At 35.2% G+C, this 19,105-nt stretch carries 9 protein-coding genes and 1 pseudogene; 1 reads left to right on the top strand and 9 read right to left on the bottom strand.

From position 1 onward, the window contains the following. Window positions 1-78 precede the first annotated feature (78 nt). Window positions 79-684: pseudogene (locus GJU43_RS17215) on the bottom strand (IS6 family transposase); the annotation flags it as partial. Window positions 685-1,034: 350 nt separating this feature from the next. Here GJU43_RS17215 and GJU43_RS17210 point away from each other — a divergent pair. Next, window positions 1,035-2,312 (top strand): glycosyl hydrolase family 18 protein, encoded by a 1,278-nt coding sequence (locus tag GJU43_RS17210; RefSeq protein ID WP_154342272.1) that lies wholly within the window; start codon window positions 1,035-1,037, stop codon window positions 2,310-2,312. A gap of 233 nt (window positions 2,313-2,545) precedes the next feature. Here GJU43_RS17210 and GJU43_RS17205 read toward each other — a convergent pair whose 3' ends face one another. From GJU43_RS17205 to bglX, 8 genes are all read right to left on the bottom strand, one after another. After that, entirely contained in the window at window positions 2,546-3,211 is a 666-nt protein-coding gene (locus tag GJU43_RS17205) for an IS6 family transposase (RefSeq protein WP_154342270.1), read from the bottom strand. A gap of 291 nt (window positions 3,212-3,502) precedes the next feature. Next, a complete protein-coding gene (locus GJU43_RS17200; RefSeq protein ID WP_154342268.1) occupies window positions 3,503-4,426 on the bottom strand; it encodes a family 16 glycosylhydrolase in 924 nt (307 codons plus the stop codon). Between the two features lie 49 nt (window positions 4,427-4,475). After that, window positions 4,476-5,867 carry an endo-1,4-beta-xylanase gene (locus GJU43_RS17195; protein ID WP_154342266.1) on the bottom strand — a complete coding sequence of 464 codons (1,392 nt, stop codon included), beginning with the start codon at window positions 5,865-5,867 and terminating at the stop codon, window positions 4,476-4,478. 149 nt (window positions 5,868-6,016) lie between these two features. Then, the gene (locus GJU43_RS17190; protein WP_154342264.1) at window positions 6,017-7,120 is read right to left on the bottom strand and encodes a hypothetical protein; all 1,104 of its coding nucleotides are present in this window, start codon (window positions 7,118-7,120) and stop codon (window positions 6,017-6,019) included. Between the two features lie 10 nt (window positions 7,121-7,130). Continuing rightward, window positions 7,131-8,654 (bottom strand): RagB/SusD family nutrient uptake outer membrane protein, encoded by a 1,524-nt coding sequence (locus tag GJU43_RS17185; RefSeq protein WP_154342262.1) that lies wholly within the window; start codon window positions 8,652-8,654, stop codon window positions 7,131-7,133. A gap of 62 nt (window positions 8,655-8,716) precedes the next feature. Continuing rightward, complete coding sequence (locus GJU43_RS17180) at window positions 8,717-11,821, bottom strand: TonB-dependent receptor (protein ID WP_154342260.1); 3,105 nt, start codon at window positions 11,819-11,821, stop codon at window positions 8,717-8,719. Window positions 11,822-12,257: 436 nt separating this feature from the next. After that, entirely contained in the window at window positions 12,258-16,418 is a 4,161-nt protein-coding gene (locus GJU43_RS17175; RefSeq protein WP_154342258.1) for a two-component regulator propeller domain-containing protein, read from the bottom strand. Between the two features lie 243 nt (window positions 16,419-16,661). After that, on the bottom strand, window positions 16,662-18,965 hold the full coding sequence (gene bglX, locus GJU43_RS17170; protein WP_154342256.1) for a beta-glucosidase BglX: 2,304 nt from the start codon (window positions 18,963-18,965) through the stop codon (window positions 16,662-16,664). Window positions 18,966-19,105: the final 140 nt, after the last annotated feature.

The raw sequence follows: 19,105 nt of genomic DNA, 5'->3' as shown, positions 1-19,105 counted from the left end.
AATCTTGCACTGGGGTATAATTTGGAAATACAAATATCTAGATTTTAATATTTCCCCACAACAATATGCTTTGATCCTCTTTCTCTGCATATGCACAACTTCAATTCCACTCAATGTTCGTCTTGCAGATTCAAAGCTTTTAAAACCTAGTCCATTTTGTATCCTCCATTTTATAAATCGATGGTCCTGTTCTACAATATTGTTGAGATATTTACACTGCCGAATTTTAGCCTTTGAGAATGAACGTTTGTTATAGACTTTGATTGCTGCAGTATTAGAACCGCTTTTATCAATGTTTATTACTCTTGGCCGGCAATTATTAGTAATTGCTTTAATTAGAAAAGACTGAGCGCTCATTCTTTGTCTTTTTCTGGTCAAAAGAAGTCAACCGTATTACCTAATTTATCTACCGCTCGATATAAATAACACCATATACCTTTTACTTTGATATAATGTCTCATCCAATCTCCAGCTCGTCCCCACTCTGCCTTTTCTCTTCTTAATCTCTGACTCAAGCAAAGGTGTAAACTTATAAACCCAGCGCTGAATAGTAGCATGATCAACAGAAACTCCTCGCATTTTCATGATCTCTTCAACATCCCGATAGCTTAATGTAAACCTAAGTTTAAAATATACTGCCTGCAGTATAATAGACTTCGGATAGCAATGACCTTTAGTATTCATGAGTTTAAGAATTTAAAAAGGCAAAGATAAAACTTAGCTTTAGATGCGACAGAACCTGAATACTTCTTCTAAAGGAGCATCTTTAAAAAGCAATTCTAAAATTCGGTTTTTTAAAATCCATAAGACAAATTTGTGTTTATTTTATAATCTAATTTTATGTTTTGATTCTTAACCTTTAACTCTTCTTCTAAATCGTTTAAAATAATTAACTGCATCTTATTCCAAGATTATGCTTACTCATACATTAGAAAATCGTACTCATTACATTTTTTGCATTATAAAAGCCTATTAGTTGGTATTTTTAATAAAGAAATTAAAAACTAGGTAGAAAACTCTAAAATTCTAATCACATGAAAAGCAAAAAAAACTTTACCGGCGCCATCGGTGCGTGGCTGACTAATGAGCTACATCCAGCAAACGCGACCTACAGCTCACCCAACAGCAATTTTAGTTCTATTAAGCTCAACGGGATATACAGCACCCTTGATTACCTGAGCATCGGCTGGTTTGGAGTGGATATGAGTAACCCTAGCAGTCCCACCCTGCAAACCAGTAACACATATCTTGCACAACAGGTTTTAGATGCACGTGCACAAAACCCGGACATCACCATATTTGCTTTACTGGCCTATACACAAGAAATCACCAACGATCTCCAAACGATCATCAACAACCCCGCCCTGCTGACCACTTTTGCGACCAATGTTGCCAACTTTCTGGCTAACAATGACCTCAATGGTTTCGACATTGATTGGGAACAGCCCACGAGCCAACTCTCCCCTAAGCAATGTGGCCAATGGCTCAACGCATTGGGTAAGGCTTTCGGGGATAACTATTATCTGGCCATTTCGGCGAGTTCTAACCAGTCCGGTAATGTCAACAACCTGAATGCGGATGCTGTGAATGCCAATGTGGATGTGTTCAATTTGCAAAGTTACTGGGTTAGCGATCCTAGCGTATTTATTGCACACGGTATCAATGCCGATCTATTGGGATTCGGTGCTTATTTAGAAAGTGGTGTCACTGCGCTTTATGCTTCTCAGCAATACGCTGCTGGGATTCAGTACCAGAGTAAGCAATACCCTTACCAAACTATGATGAGTTGGCGGCTTGATTCTTCCAACTGGCCTTTCGAGCAAAGTCAGCAACTATTGATGCGGCCATACCTGACCGGCCAACCGGATGTGGTTGTGTTCGACGATGGAGCCATCTTGAATGCGCAAACTACTCCTACTATTATCCAAAGTATCGTTATCCGTAGCGGAGATGTTGTGGATGCCATCCAATGTACCAATGCCAGCAGCGACGGCTCGTATGTGGTACAACTATTACAACACGGTGGTGATGGCGGCAATGGGAATAATCCGATCAATCTCACAAATGGCCTCACCGCTTTCAGTTACGTAACAGGCTACTGGTACGGACAAAATGTGGTAGTTCAAATCACCATCAACGGCACAAGTTATCCCGCCACCATTAATCCCAATGTAGTTGATACACAAAATTTTCAGGTGACTGCTCCTGCGGGTAGAACTATTATTGCATTCAGCGGACAAACCTGTTATGTGAATTTGGCAGGCGGAGGTTTCAGTTGGGTGTTATCGCAGATCAACGGAGTATTCGGTTAGTGATTTTTTTTATTCCCTCTGGTGCTCGTATGCAACGAGTGCCTACATAATATTTAAAAGATAATTGTAGCGTTTGTAACGCGGGCTAATAAAAAAAGGTTCTTAATACGTTTTATTAAGTAGTAAGTATATAAAAAGCCACATTGCAAACGCTTTGATTTAGTTTATACAAGTAAAAGGGGGTTCTGTCGCATCTGTCAGAATCAAATATAACACTTTAAGTAATTTAAAAGTTAGGCCGCCAATTTACAGAATGATTTAAACATAGTTATCCCTGGTTCAATCATCTGATTCTTTCTCAGCATATGCACAACTTCAATTCCGCTCAATGTTCGTCTTGCTGATTCAAAGCTTTTAAAGCCTAACCCGTTTTGTATCCTCCATTTTATAAAACGATGATCCTGTTCTATAATATTGTTGAGATATTTACACTGCCGGATTTTAATCTTTGAGAATGAACGTTTGTTATAGACTTTGATTGCTGCAGTATTAGAACCGCTTTTATCAATGTTTATTACTCTTGGCCGGCAATTATTAGTAATTGCTTTAATTAGAAAAGACTGAGCGCTCATTCTTTGTCTTTTTCTGGTCAAAAGAAAGTCAACCGTATTACCTAATTTATCTACCGCTCTATATAAATAACACCAAATATCTTTTACTTTGATATAAGTTTCATCCAATCTCCAACTCGCCCCCACTCTGACTTTTCTCTTCTTCATCTCTGACTCAAGCAAAGGTGTAAACTTATAAACCCAGCGTTGAATAGTAGCATGATCAACATGAACTCCGCGCATTTTTATGATCTCTTCAACATCCCGATAGCTTAATGTAAACCTAAGTTTAAAATATACGGCCTGCAGTATAATAGACTTCGGATAGCAATGACCTTTAGTATTCATGAGTTTAAGAATTTAAAAAGGCAAAGATAAAACTTAGCTTTAGATGCGACAGAACCTACAACGATCATAGTAACAACAGAATTAAACTCAATTGAAAAGGAATGAGCCCGATACAATATCGAGCTCATTATTATCAAATTTAACTATAAATTCGCCTGAACTTTTGGGTGCAGTCTATTACGGAAAACCTCTTTTTAAAGTTGTATTTTGACGAATTGAATTCGAACCATCAGTACCAGCTGCAACATAAATATTTCTAATTTTTCGAAATCTGCTTTCTGCACTTATCAATTAGATTGGTCTTTTGTAAACCGTAACATCATCTACCCACATCATTACAGATGAAAATAAATTGATTTTATTGGGGTCTATGAAATTCGAATCTTTTGATCCAACATTTAGATTAAATATAATCGAGTGTGGTCCGAAATTATTTAAATTAAGATTTCCTGCACTACTATTGGTATACGTTGAAACCGTTACATTATCTACCTTTATAGTTACGGTTACGACATTGTCTTTCATTTTCCAAAAGGATTCATATAAATGCCATCCGCCATTTCCGTTTATATCAAAATTACCCGGATAGTTTCGCTCTGCAGAATTTCCGATAAGGTTTGTTCCGCTGGAAGTTCCATAGAAAAGATTTGAAGTAAAACGACTGGCATTAGGCGCAAAAGAGTACCCTTCCATGATGTCAATTTCTCCTTTGGTTGGCCAGGCATTTTGCTGCACAGACCAGAAGGCAGGCCAGGCACCGTACGTTTGTGTGAAAGATTTGTAAGTTCCGCCATCCATCGCTACTAACTTAATATTGGCGGAAAGCATATACTCTGTATTATTTTCAGGCTTATATTGATAATTAGAAGAAATAAATCCGGATTGATATTTGTACGTGCTCAATTTTGTAGTCTTGATTTCCAGACATTGCTTTCCATCTCTCCATTGCGTAGTTGGCACTGAACTGGCATAGTCGCAATACCACGAATTATAATCTGCTCGTTGCTCCTTTGTCCATTGTGACAGATTAGAACCTACATTGAATGTATCTTCAAATTGTTTGACCCATGGGGCACCGGCTACTTTGCCTGTACTTTTAGAGCTATTTACACTTGCCGATTGGTCTTCTGCCAATACGGGAGTTGTACTATCTGTGCAGGATGCAAATCCTAATACACATGATAATGCTAATGATAACAAATTTAATTTTTTCATAATTTTTTGTGGTTAATTAATAGTATAGTAAAGTAGTATGCTTTAAAATTTAATCTAAACCTTCGAGAAATCCGGTATGCGAACTTTTAATCGCAAAATTTGAATCATACAATAAAGGCCAGTCATTTCCCGGGTGATTTAGTTCTGTGCTATACGGAATCCACGATTCATTATCCTTCATTCCCCAAATCGTTAAAGCGTATTTATTTGCTGCGGGAAGTGCATTATAGATTTTTACCATTTCCTTGTATTTTTCTTTTTGAGCTAACCTTCTTTCATTTGTAAAAGTAGTGATGTCATTAAATTGATTGACTTGAATGTCTAATTCTGAAACATGGATTTTCAGACCCTTTGAGACCGCTCTGTTAATATCTGTTTCTATTTGAGTTTTTGTAGGGCTTAGATAAGTATTATGCATTTGGAACCCAACACCATCAATGAGTTTACTTGTTTTTAAATCATCTATAAGGCTAAAAACCTTGTCTTGCTTTGGGATATTTGTAGATGTTGCATAATCATTATAAAACAGTAATAAATTTGTATCACCTGCAGCGTTTGCAGCATTTTTTGCCCATTGAAAACAATCTTTCACATAATTAGGTCCCATTCGTCTAAGAAAAATAGTATTTCTCATGTTGCCGCCATTATCATCTACAGCTTCATTAACCACATCCCATGATTTTACTTTTCCTGCATAATGCGTCACAACATCGGTAATGTATTTTTTTACTTCTGCAGCAAATTCTGCATCAGTACCTGAAAAATCTGTTAACCATTTTGGTACTGAGTTATGCCATACTAAAGCGTGACCGTGAACATTGATGCCATTTGAATTTCCGTAAGCAACAATTTTATCTGCTACCGCCCAGTTATAAACACCGCTTGCAGTAGAAATTTGATCCATTTTCATTTCGTATTCGGCAGAAATACTGCTAAATTCATTTTTCAGAATAATATCATAAGGGCTTCCGCTGGTTAATTGCGAAGCTTTTATTGCCATACCAACAAAAAATGGATTTGCTACCTTATTGACTTTTACTTTTAAAAAAGCAGGGTCTTCAGGAATACCACTGGAACCCGTAGTTACAACACTAATCACATTTGAATACCCCGAAGTTTGCGTCTCTGATTTGGCTCTTACTCTGTAATAATATTGCGTACCTCCCGTTAAGCCAACTACAACTTCATTTAAATCAGTTACTTCTTTTGAATTATAATTGGGCACAAATGCTGTGAAATTTTCGGTTGTAGAAACATCCAGAAGATAGCTTTTAGAATTGGAAACATAATTCCATTTGGCTCTAAAACCATGATCATTCACGTCTTTGGGTGCGTTTGCAACCGGATTTTCTAAATTATCGGCCACTGTGCTGTCTTCTTTAGAACAAGAATTTAAAAAAAAGACAAGACTGGAAAGCACTAGTAAAAATTTAATTTTCATACTGTTTTTTTATTATAGAATATCTTCTGTTAATGAAAATACTCTCATTTATAATTTCTATTATATCGTTTTTGCCTGTTTACTTCTATAAAAAGGCTGCTTTGATCACAGCCCTTTTTTAGAAGCCAATTAGAACACAAACCAATTAATTATTGGTAACGAATTTTAATATTGTCAAATTTTATTACGCTAGGATTTGGCGTATCACTCTGTACAATTCCTACTTTAATTTCATTAACTTTAGAGGCATCTATTGTACTGGCAGTATTTGTTCCGAATCCATAATTATCTTTAAAATCGGCTAAGGATATGGTTTTTGTTGTCCAGTTTACATCGGTTACTTTAAAATTATAACCATAGTCTTTACCGTCAATAGTATTTAATTGAATGGCGAATTGAGCGCCTGTTACATTGGCACTTACATCAATATCTATAAAGGTTTTTGCAGCATCTTTATTGGTTGCACTTAGAAAATTAGTTCCGCCTCCTGCGCTGCTTCCGTTATAACCGTTGGCAGTTGAGCCAGACCAGGTAAGTGTTGCATAATTACCTGTTGGACCACCTGTAGTATTTGCGTTAAAACTATCGATATCGCCGTAAGCGTTCCAGCTTGTTCTGGTACCATTACCGTCAAAATCAGATACCAGAATTAGTGTCGCAAATTCTAATGTCTTTTTTGCTGTACCTCCGGGTGTAGTAATTACCAGTTCTGATCCGGAAACTGCATTTGCAGGTAAACCGATAATAATTGATGAAGATGATTTTAGCGTATAATTTAGTGCCTTTCCTCCTAAAGTTACCGAAGAAATATTATAAAACCACGTACCTCCAATTTCTAACGGAAATCCCGGAGTTGCCACAGCCGGAATTGTTTTTGTAATAGTGGGAACAGGCTGTAAAATCTCAATATTTTTGGTTACTGATCCGTTTCCGGTTATAAACGTAATAGGCTGTACACCAAATCTGCTTCCCAGTTTTTCATCAAAGGGTATGGTAAAAATAAACGCCTTATCTGAATTGTAATTGGGATTGAAACTAATGTCAATTTTATTATCCAGCGTGATTCTTTTTAATCCCATTAAACCTTTACCTTCGACTCTGACTTTATTTAATGGAAAAGCCTGATTCAACAGATCGCCCGGTTCAGCAACCATGGCATCTACATTTGCAGAAACCATGTCATCATTTTGGCAAGCTGTAAAAGACAACATTGCTAAAAGAATTATAATTCTATATTTTATTTTATTGATCATAGTAATAAGATTAATTGAAGTTAAAAGGAACCGGAGGCTCTAATAATGATGGATTAGTATCAATAGCAGATTGCGGTAATGGCAATTCAAAATAATTGCTTCCAGGAGTTATCTTTCTGGAAATCAATTCAGTTCTGGCATCATCAGAATAAAAACCAACTTCCTGCTGCGAAATAATTGCTGTTGCTTCAGCCAGGCCGCGGCGTTTTAAATCAAAGAAATATTGTCCTTCAAGCGCAAATTCAACTCTTCTTTCATTAAACAGATCCTCTCTGGTAAGTATCGTTTTAGCTGGCAATCCGGCTCTTGATCTCACTTCATTAAAAGCGCTTAAAGCAGCTGCAGAAGTAGTAGAACCTGCTCCGGCCAAAATCGCTTCGGCATGCATTAATAAAACATCAGAATATCGTAATATAATTGTGTTTTGTGATGTTCTCATAAAAAACACATCGTTTCTTTCGGCTGCAGAACCTACAATGTATTTTCTGAAATTAGCTCCTGTAGAAGAAAGGATTTTTTTGTATGTGAAACCTCCCTGATTTTTTAACAATTCAGGATAAAAGTCTCCATCAGTCATGATTGTGCTCTTTTTTCGGGTATCATTTGGCTCAAAACCGCTTTGCAATGAAACAGAAGGCAGGTAAACTCCCCAACCGTCACCACCTCCGGTTATGCCTGAGCCTCCCGGAACTATATAAGCCTGATTGGTGTTTTGAGTTCCCCATTCTGTAGCAACTGCTTTCCATTGCAGGGCAAACATACTCTCTGCACTATTGTTATTTTCAGGGCTGCTAAATAAGTTTCCGTATTCTTGTATTAACTTATACTGGTTTCCGATAATTTTCTGGGTTAAAGCTGCACTTTCTGCATATTCATTTAAAGTTAAATGCACTTTTGCAAGAATACCCATGGCTGCGAATTTGGTAACATATCCTTTTTTTACCGAAGTTTCAGGCAAATTTTCAATGGCAAATTCTAAATCTTGTTTGATGAATTTGTAAACATCTGCGACAAGATTTCTTTTTGGCTGCGCTGCCGTTCCTGCTTTATTAATGATAGGTACAGCTCCAAAAGTTCTTACCAAATAGAAATAGGCATTGGCTCTCATAAATCTTGAAATTGCTATGGCATTTTTATACGATGCTTCAGGCAATTCGCTCTTTCTGTCTTCGACCAAACTCATTAAATTATTGGATTGATCGATAACCGAAAATAACGAAACGTATCCTTCTGTCAGAATTGGGTTTTGTGAGGTTACCTGTGCATCTTTAAACTGTGCATAAGCACCATCAAAGGTAAAAGCGTTGCCGGCGTACATATCGCCTACCGCAATCAGGAATTTATCATTAAAAGTAAACCAGGGTTTAAAATACAAACTCTCAGCGATTCCGTCAAAAGCGGTAACTCCTTCCGGTAAATCGCCTGGTGTTAATTGATTTTCAGATGGTGCATCCAAAAAATCATCAGAACAGGAAAACAAAGACAGCAATGGTATCAGCATTCCCATCATAAAAAGTTTAAAAAGTTTTTTCATAACTACTATTTTTTATTTAACGACTGTAAATCATTAAGTTAATGTGTGTTTTAGCGTAAATTTTAGAATTCTAAATTTAAACCCATTGAAGTCGTTCTCGGTACCGGATATCGCCCAAGATCAATACCGCTAAGGGTGATGTTCTGATCTAAATTTCCTAAAGCAGGATCAAAACCGGAATATTTAGTCCAGGTATATAAGTTTTGGACATTTACATACAATCTGATTTTAGATATAATAGAATTTTCGAATATTTTCTTTGGTAAATCGTAGCCTAAAGAAACATTCTGAATTCTTAAATAAGAACCGTCTTCCACAAACCTGTTTGAGATTCTGCCATTCCCATTTGGATCATTCAGGCTAATTCTTGGTTCATTTGTATTTTCGTTTACTCCCGGTTCAAAAGCATCTAGAGCTCTTGTACTTACATTGGCAAACCTATCTCCAAATCCCGGATAAATACCATCTGTATAGTGACGGGTAAAGTTGTAGATTTCATTGCCCTGGCTTCCGGTTAAAACAACCGATAAACTAATGTTTTTATACTTAAAGTTATTGATAAAAGAATAGGTAAAATCAGGAATTGCGCTTCCTATAGCGGTTTGGTCTTTGGCATCGATTTTTCCGTCGTTATTCAGATCCTTAAAACGAATATCACCAATTCCTGTTCCTGTTTCCTGAGTTGGTCCTGCCGCTAATTCTGCCGCATTTTTAAATAATCCGTCCGTAACATATCCATAGAATTGTCCAACTGGCTGGCCTTCTGTAGTTCTGGTCACGTTATATAAATCGAATTGTACTTTTCCCAATAAAGATTTACCTGCACCCTGAAAACTGGTTAGTTCATTGTTGTATTTTGAAAAAATAATGGTACTGTCCCATGTAAAATTTTCGGTAATAATATTTCTGGTATTCAGGGTAAGCTCGATTCCTTTCGTTTCAATTTCACCGGTATTCAGGTAATAATTAAGCGCACTTTGATTCGATTCATCATTGATTTGTTTCGTCAGGAAATTAGAAGAATGTTTTACATAATAATCAAAATCTAATTTTACTCTGTTATTAAGCATTCCTAATTCAAAACCAACATCAAAGGACTTAAGTGATTCCCATTTAATATTTGGATTACCTAAATTATCAATTGTTGGCGATACACCTCCAAATGGAGATGCCGTCAGGGAAAGAATGGTCTGATATCTGTTTGCCGGAATATTTTGATTTCCAACAGAACCATAACCCGCTCTGAATTTTAAATAATTGACCGTAGAGGATAATGGTTCAAAGAACTTTTCGTTACTAACTGTCCAGCCTGCAGCAAATGATGGAAAATAACCCCATTTATTATTAGGTCCAAAGTTAGAAGAAGCATCTGCTCTTAAAGACGCTGAAAAAGAATAGCGATCTGAAAAGCTGTAATTTAATCTCGAAATATAAGATGTCATAGACCATCTTCCGGAACCATTTCCGTTAACTGCAGTATCTATATCGCCTATATTTAAGTTGGTAAAATCTTTACTTAAGAAATCGCCCGACCTGTAACCGCTTAAATATTCGTATTGGCTTTCCTGCGCTTCCTGACCTAACAAAAAGGTAAAATTGTGTTTCTCGTTAATGGTTTTATTATACGTTAAATAGTTTTTTAAACTCCAATAAAAACTTTGATCCTGTTGCTTGAATGATTTGTTTAAAAGTTCAGACACGTTTCCTAAAGTATAAGCCGGCGCAAAAGAGCTGCTTTTTGCAAAATTTAAATCATATCCCAATTCCGTTCTAAAAACCAGACCTTTGATAAGAGTGAAATCCGCAAATACATTTCCATTGATTTTATATCGGTCTGTTTTTGCGTTATTGTATTCTGATAAGGCAATTGGGTTGGTGGCCTCATTTGCCGAAGAACCTAAACCACTTGTAGGACCAGCAAAAGAACCATCAGCATATCTAACCGGTAATTCCGGAGATTGTCTTAAAGTATTCATGACTAAACCACCTCTGTCATCGTTTCTGACTACTTGCTGAGATGACTTACTTATGGACATATTGTTACCAATTTTCAACCATGATTTTACATTTGAATCTACGTTTAACCGCATAGACATTCTGTTGAAATCGGAGTTTAAAACAATTCCTTCCTGATCAAAATAATTTAAAGAGGTATAATATCTTGTTCCGTCTTTTTCTCCTGAAAATGATATTTGATGGTTGTACATGGCAGCAGTTCTAAAAAGCTCGTCCTGCCAGTTTGTACCTTTGCCTAATAAATCAGGTTTTTGATATTGATACGGAATTGGCTCACCATTTAGTTTGAAAATTTTTGCCTGATAGGCAGCATATTGAGGTAAATTTAAAACATCAACCGAATTGGTCACTTGCTGAGTCCCTAAATACGTTTCATACGAAAAAGTCGATTTTCCTTTTTTCCCTTTTTTGGTTGTAATCAAAACCACACCATTTGCGCCATTTGCTCCATATATTGCCGTTGATGAAGCATCTTTTAGAATATCGATAGTTTCGATATCCGAAATATTCAATCCCGACAAAGCCGAATTTTTAGTTTGTCCGTTTCCTCCTCCTAAAGCACTAAACGAAAAGGAGTCGTTGTTCTTGTCCGCAAAAACCGGTGTTCCGTCAATTACATACAAAGGTTCATTTCCGTTAATAGAAGTTATCCCTCTAATTTGAACCGAAATTCCTCCTCCCGGTGTACCTGAATTTTGCGTAACATTTACACCTGCAGCTTTACCTACAAGAGCCTGGTCGATAGAAGTAAAAGGCTTGTCCTGAATCTCGGAAGCTTTAATGGAAGAGACGGCACCATTTATATCTTTTCTTTTTGAAGTCCCATATCCGATTACAACTACTTCATTTAATTTTTCAAGATCATTAACCATGTTCACTTTCATCACTGATTTTGTGTCTGCCGGCAGGGACACATTTTTATAGCCTATATAGCTAAAGATCAATGTGCTTTTCGGATCTACATTGTTTAAGATAAAACCTCCGTCAAAATCGGTGGTTGTTGCATTTTTTGTTCCTTCTACAATTACACCAACACCGGGCAAGCCCAGCCCTCCTGATGTTACTTTTCCTTTAACAGTTTGAGCAAAGAAAAAATTTCCCCACATACACACTATTAAACACAATAGTTTTTTTAATGTTCTTTTCTGCATAAAATTTGGTTTAGAGTTGAGTTAAATAATTAGTTATTTTAGTTTGTAAAAAATATTTGATGCGTTGTTTTTTTGTCTGGCTTATTCTGTAAGTTTTGATAAAAAAACTATTTCTTAAATATTTCTTAACGAAAGTAAAATCTAGAGCAGTGCAAGTGTAGAACAGATGAAGCAAATCATGCATCATTTGATGCAAAACAGCATTTTAACCCGCTGTATTTAATTAATAAGACATAAAAACCGCTAAACAACCAATGAAGTATTAGCAAAAAGTTATACTTTAAAATATGTTTTGCGAAATTATATTGTAGTATTTTTATTAAAATAATAAGTTTAAGCAAATCCAAAAAATCACTTTTCCAGAAAAAGGTCAAAAAAAAAGCTCCGATTTAAAAATAGAAGCTTTTTGAATTATATTATTTAAATGGATTCTTTTCTAATCTTTTGATCCTGTTTGCTGTGTAGGCAGATGACCGTATTTAATTTTATAACATTTGGCAAAATACGAAGGGGATGTAAATCCTACCTTATAACTAATCTCATTGATGTTAACATTTTTATTGCCTTGTTCGAGCAATTGTTTTGCTTTTTCTAATCTTACATTTCTAATAAACTCATTTACTGAAACACCCGTTAGTGTTTTTATTTTTCGATACAATTGACTCCTGCTCAGGAAAACTTTAGAAGAAAGCAACTCTACACTTAAGTCCGATTCACTCAGGTTTTCATTAATAAAATGAAGAATTTTTTGAATGAAATCATTATCTAAAGAGGTTGTTTTTTCTTTCCCGTCTTTTGTAATACCGGTATAAAATTTATTAAACATTATTTGTCTGCTTGTAATAAGCTGTGCCAGACTGGATTTTAAAATATCCAATTCAAATGGTTTGCTCAAATACATGTCAGCACCAGAATCGATTCCTTCAATTCTGTCTTGTACCATTGCTTTTGCAGAGAGCATTAATAACGGAATATGACTTGTTTTCAGGTCTCCTTTTATATTTTTACACAACTGTAATCCGTCCATTACCGGCATAATAACATCTGTAATTACGATATCCGGCAATTTCTGAACGGCCAGTTCGTAACCTTTTTTTCCATTTTCGGCGGTAATCACTTTATATGATTTACTCAATTCCATTTTCAGATAATTTCGTAATTCAAGATTGTCCTCCACAATTAAAACGGTATATGCTTTTGCTGTATCTGCAGCAATTTCTTTCTTTGATTCGTTACTAATCTCTTCATCATCTGCCTCATATTTATTCGATTCAAACAAGAACTTATTTTTATTTTTTTCTATTTCAAAAACTTCATTCACTACTTCATTTTCCTTATAAAAAGAATTGCCTAAAGGAAATGTTACCATGAATTTTGTTCCTTCTCCCGGTGTGCTTTCAACATCAATATTTCCTTTATGAAGCTCAACAAATTCTTTTACTACTTCTAACCCAATTCCGGTGCTTCCGTAGTAATCTTTATTGAGGTTATTGACCTGATAAAATCTATCAAAAATTCTTTTCAAATCCTCTTTGTAGATTCCGGAGCCGGTGTCTGAAATTGTTATTGAAAAGGATGGAACTTTATTTCCATTAATTATTAATGAATGATGTGAATCTGATTCATTTACAGAAATGGCAATAAAGCCATCATCGGGAGTAAATTTAAAAGCGTTTGAGATGATATTGAATATTATTTTTTCCAGCATTTTAGGATCTAACCAGTCTTCAAGCTCTTCCAGTTCTGATTCGAAATCAATAGTTATGTTTCTCGCAGCTGCTTCCTCATCAAAGTAGCCTATAATTTCCTGTACAAATGCGATCACTTCAATTTTTTTAACCTGAAGGAAAATTTTGTTGAATTCTAATTTGTTAAAATCCATCAGCTCATTTATAAGTCTCGAAAGCCTGTCTGAGCTTTTATGTACCGTTTTTAATTTATTATGTATTTCGCGCGATACGTTCTTACTTCTTAAAATATCTTCGAGAGGGTTAATAATTAAGGTTAATGGTGTTCTGAATTCATGTGAAATATTAGTGAAAAACTGTAATTTTTTATTATTTAATTTCTCTAACTGAATTGTTTTTTCTCTTTCTAAAATTATGGCCTGTCTGGCTTTAAAACGATTTTGATAAATTTTGTTGAAATATATAATCAGGAAAACTACTATAGAGCTATATATTAAATACGCCCAAATGGTTTTCCACCATGGAGGAAGGATTTTTATTTTTAGCTCTAACTGAACATTGCTCCAGGAACCATCTGCATTGGCCGATTTTACTTTAAAAACATAATTACCCGGCTCCAGATTGGTGTATGTAGCTGTTCTGTTATTGCCTACATAATTCCAGTCTTTCTCAAAACCTTCAAGATAGTAGGCATATTGGTTTTTTCTGGAATAATTATAGTTGATCCCAACATATTCAATCGTAAAAACAGATTGTGCATGATTGAGAATAATTTCTTTGGTCTGAGAAATGACTTTGGTTAACGGAGAATTTTCTTCATTTGGTTTTACAGATTTATTAAATAATTTGAAATCACTGAAATACAGCCTAGGAGCTTTTTCTGTTTTTTTAATTTCATTGGGATTAAAATAGTTTACTCCTTCATAACCACCGAAATACAGTTCTCCATTTCCATCTTTAAAGACTGCATTATTATTAAAATCGTTATCAACAAGACCATCGTCTTTATTGAAATTGGTGCTTTGTTTGTTTTTAAAATCGAGTTTTGTTAATCCCAGTCCACCGCTTATCCATAAAGATCCATTATTATCAGAAATGATGGCGCGAACGGATTTTTCTTCAAAACCCGGAAAATCATCATAATTAGAAAATATCTTGTTTTTTTTATTATAACTAAACAGTCCTTCACCATCTGTACCGATCCATATTTTTTTATCGTTTGACTCATAAATTGATAAAATGGTCTGAATACCGTTATACTTCGTTTTATCACTGAACATCTGATCCCGCATTTTTGTTACTCTAAAACTGGAATCGGCAATTAAGTGTACCTGATATAGTCCTAAAATCGTTCCTACCCACAAAATATTATCAGAGTCTACAAAAACTTTTCGAATAAATGCCTGGTCTAAAGCGTTATCTGCAAATGGTTTAGTATCACAATGCACAAAGGTGTTCTTCCTATTGTCAAAATAATGAAGTCCTTTTATGAAAGTTCCAATCCAGATTCGCCCTCCTGAATCTTCTGAAAAACTAAAAATCCGATTTGATTTTAATCCGGCTGTATTTGTCGTATTGTAGTTTATGAATCGGGTAGTTCCATTTTTCAAAAAATAGATGCCACGGTCCCAGCTTCCTACCCAGATATTTTGTTTGCTGTCGATAAATATAGTCTGAATATCAACAGCATCAAGACCAGAATAGTAGCTTTGATTGTTTTGGTTAACATGGATGTACGTTTTAGCAGAAAGATTATAAATATCAAGTCCGCCGCCTTCATTACTTAGTATCAGATTGCCCTTTTTATCTTTTACAACTGAAGTTACATAACTAGTCTGCAGGGAATTATCATTATTAACAAGGGATTCAAGTGAGTTGAATTTATTATTAGGCTTATCAAATACACCAAGCCCTTTATTGAAATAACCCAGCCAAAGTCTTTTTTCTTTGTCTTCGTATAATGACCATACGGAATTGGATTTTAAACTGAAATTATTGTATTTACTGTGAAGGTATTTTTTCAGTACTTCTCCTTTGTTATTTACAACTAATAAGCCATCATTTTCGGTACCGCAAAGTATATAATCCTGACTGCTTTGTATAATAGATAAGATTTTATTTTTGGTAATAAAAAAATTCTCAAATTGATAGTTATCTGTTTCAGGTTTAATTTTTATCAGCCCATTTTCAGTCGTTCCCAGCCATAAATATCCAAATTTGCCTATAACAAGGCTTTCTACATCATCTAATAAAGGTTCTCTTTTAAACTTGTCTTTATAAACCTGCTTTACTTTTCCGTTTAGATCGATCTCTAAAAGTCCGTAACTGGTTCCTAAATAAAGTATTCCCTGTTTGTTTTTTACGGAACATTTGATTAAAAAGTTGGGTTTTTCCAGAACTTTTGAGTGCACTAAAGATGCTTTTAAAGTTTTTACATTTAATTTAAATAATCCAAAACCATACGAACCTAAAATGATGTCACCGTTGTTATCCTCAATAATGGTTTTAATAGTAATTGGCTGTTCGTAGCCTTTTACAATTGCATCCTGAATATTGATTTTGGTAAAGTTATCCAGATCCCGATTGTATAAACACAAGCCTTCATCTGTACCAATCCATAAGTTATTTTTAGAATCAATAAAAGTGGCATAGATAAAGTTACTGATTACTGAAGCCGGTTTTTTATCATGTTTATATCCAAAATAATTTACCCCGTCATATCGATATAACCCTGCGCCGTTTGTACCTATCCAAATAAAACCATTGTGATCCTGAATTATAGAAGAAATAGCTCTTTTTGAAGTAGTTTCCTGTATACTTCTAAATTGGTAGTTTTCAAATTTATCCTGAGAAAACAAACAATTTATAAGACCAAAACAGCACAGAAGAATATATTTGATATTTTTCATTTTACATTTTAATATTTATCAATTCTATTTGAAACAAAATTTACAATTGATTTATTTCATCATATCTAAAACAATATTAATAAAACTAAACAGAACACTTACTCTTTTTATCCGGATTTACCACATTGCTAAAAACCTGAGTAGATTAATAACCTTATAAGGATCAATCGTACTCAGGCTGTAAATTGATTAAAAACAAATTAAATAATAAAGATTATCTTTTGTTTTTAAGCTTGTTAGTATTTATTTTAGTTCGAATGTACTCATAAGTCCTTCAATAGAGTTCCAGCCAACCATAACATTAAACATACCGGATTCTGTTAAAAATTTACCATTGTTGTCATAAAATCCCAGTTCTTTATCTGTTAAAGTAAACTGAACGGTTTTCGTTTCGCCTTTTTTTAATGCAATAAGTTCAAAACCTTTTAATTCCTTAACAGGTCTAACCACACTGGCGGCGACATCATTTATATACAACTGAACTACTTCCTTTCCATCGGCATTTCCGGTATTGGTAACATCAACACTTAGTTCAATTTTTTCTCCTTTTCGAAAGGAAGTTTTTGCTAATTTCAGATTTTTATATTCAAAAGAAGTATAGCTTAATCCATAACCAAACGGGTATAATGGTGTTTTTTCGACATCAATATAATGAGACCAGAAAGCGTTCTGGTCTTTGTTGGCTGGTCGTCCTGTATTGTACAAATTGTAATAAATTGGACATTGCCCAACGTTTCTGGGGAATGACATTGTAAGCTTACCACTTGGGTTGTAATCTCCGTACAAAACCTGGGCAATTGCATTTCCGGATTGGGTTCCTAACTGCCACGCTTCAACAATAGCAGGAATATTTTCCTGTGCCCACGGTAATGCCAGCGGACGCCCGTTATTTAAAACCAAAATAATATTGGGATTTACTTTGTAAACTTCCTCTAATAATTGCTGCTGATTCCCCGGCAGTCCTAATTCCGTTCTACTGCGTCCTTCACCACTCTGAAAACCAATTTCTCCTAAAACCATTACTACAACTTCAGACTCTTTTGCGGCCTTTTTAGCGGCTTCAAATCCGGAAAAATCGGTAGTATTAATTTGGACTTCATCCACAAAAGCCTGTTTATTTAAAGCCACATCAGTTCCTTTTTCATATACTAACATGTTGTTTTTATATTGCTGCATTCCTTCAAGAACGGATACTGCTGTATGATCATCAGCGGCAATTCTCCAACTTCCGAGTGGACTGTTCTTGTCATTTGCCAAAGCACCAATTAAAGCGATTTTTACTCCTTCTTTTTTTAATGGCAACAGTTTTTCATTCCTCCCCGACGGGCTCGTATTCTTCAATAAAACAATTGATTTTTTAGCCATATCCAAAACAGCATCATTGTTGGCCTTGTTTCCAATACTTGATTTTTCGCGGGCCTCATCACAATATTTGTATGGATTATCAAACAAACCTAATTCAAATTTTACTCTAAGAATTCTGCGAACAGCATCGTCGATCAGGCTTTCTTTTACCAGTCCTTTTTTTACCAACTGAGCTAATTCTGTTACGTATACATTTGATTCCATATCCATATCAGAACCTGCAATAACGGCTTTTTGAGCTGCATCGGCTCCATCGGCTGCGTAACCGTGTGTAACCATTTCGGCTATAGAAGCCCAGTCAGAAACGACAAAACCATTAAATTTCCATGCTCCTTTTAAAATGTCTCGTTGCAAAAAACTATTTCCGGTTGCCGGAATTCCGTTTAATGTATTAAATGAATTCATGAAAGTACGAATTCCGGCATCGACTGCCGCTTTAAAAGGGGGTAATACAGTATTGTACAACTTAGAATTGCTCATATCAACACTATTATATTCTCGGCCTGCTTCTACAAAGCCATAACCTGCAAAATGTTTGGCGCAGGCAATGATAGAGGTATTAGCGCTTAAGCTCTCTCCCTGAAACCCTTTAACTCTGGCGGCTGCAATTTTGCTGCCCAGGTAAGGATCTTCTCCGGCACCTTCCATTACCCGTCCCCATCTTGCATCATTGGAAATGTCTACATTAGGTGCAAAAGTCCAGTTTAATCCCGAAGCAGAAGCTTCGACAGCAGCAACACGTGCCGAATTTTTAATAGCTTCTAAATCCCAGCTTGCAGCTTCTGCCAATGGAATAGGACTTAGGGTTTTATAACCATGTATAACATCAAAACCAAAAATTAACGGAATTCCAAGACGGGTTTCTTCAACTGCTATTTTTTGCACGGCTCTTACTTCTTTAACGCCTCTTATGCTTAGCATAGAACCTACCAATCCCTTTTTTATATTATTGTATTTTTGTTCATTAGAACCTGATTCGGGTTTTGGACCTGTAACATCCCATGAACCATTGTATTGATTCATTTGCCCTATTTTTTCTTCTAATGTCATTTCTTTCATCAAAAGTGAAATCCGTTCTTCAATTGGTTTATTAGCATCCTGGTGTGTTTTTGACTGAGCATATCCGTTTCCAAAAACGATTAGCATTAGAAATGCATACTTCTTAAATTTTCTTTTCCTCATTTTTTTAGTTTTTTGTAACGTTGTTAAAAACATGTAATAAAGATCAGATTGTAACTTTTTCTTATAATTTATTTTATATACTATAATTTTACAACCTCATTTACATGAAATCAGTAAATTCTGAGATTGTAAATGTAGTT

This window comes from Flavobacterium sp. LC2016-23, from assembly GCF_009674775.1.
Taxonomy (GTDB): domain Bacteria; phylum Bacteroidota; class Bacteroidia; order Flavobacteriales; family Flavobacteriaceae; genus Flavobacterium.
Note: the sequence above shows the minus strand (reverse complement) of the source record. Positions and strands in the feature narration are given on the sequence as shown.

Coding starts and splice junctions, on each gene's coding strand:
- GJU43_RS17190 (WP_154342264.1), bottom strand. CDS start 7,120: ATGATCAATAAAATAAAATATAGAATTATAATTCTTTTAGCAATGTTG.
- GJU43_RS17200 (WP_154342268.1), bottom strand. CDS start 4,426: ATGAAAAAATTAAATTTGTTATCATTAGCATTATCATGTGTATTAGGA.
- GJU43_RS17195 (WP_154342266.1), bottom strand. CDS start 5,867: ATGAAAATTAAATTTTTACTAGTGCTTTCCAGTCTTGTCTTTTTTTTA.
- bglX (WP_154342256.1), bottom strand. CDS start 18,965: ATGAGGAAAAGAAAATTTAAGAAGTATGCATTTCTAATGCTAATCGTT.
- GJU43_RS17175 (WP_154342258.1), bottom strand. CDS start 16,418: ATGAAAAATATCAAATATATTCTTCTGTGCTGTTTTGGTCTTATAAAT.
- GJU43_RS17185 (WP_154342262.1), bottom strand. CDS start 8,654: ATGAAAAAACTTTTTAAACTTTTTATGATGGGAATGCTGATACCATTG.
- GJU43_RS17210 (WP_154342272.1), top strand. CDS start 1,035: ATGAAAAGCAAAAAAAACTTTACCGGCGCCATCGGTGCGTGGCTGACT.
- GJU43_RS17205 (WP_154342270.1), bottom strand. CDS start 3,211: ATGAATACTAAAGGTCATTGCTATCCGAAGTCTATTATACTGCAGGCC.
- GJU43_RS17180 (WP_154342260.1), bottom strand. CDS start 11,821: ATGCAGAAAAGAACATTAAAAAAACTATTGTGTTTAATAGTGTGTATG.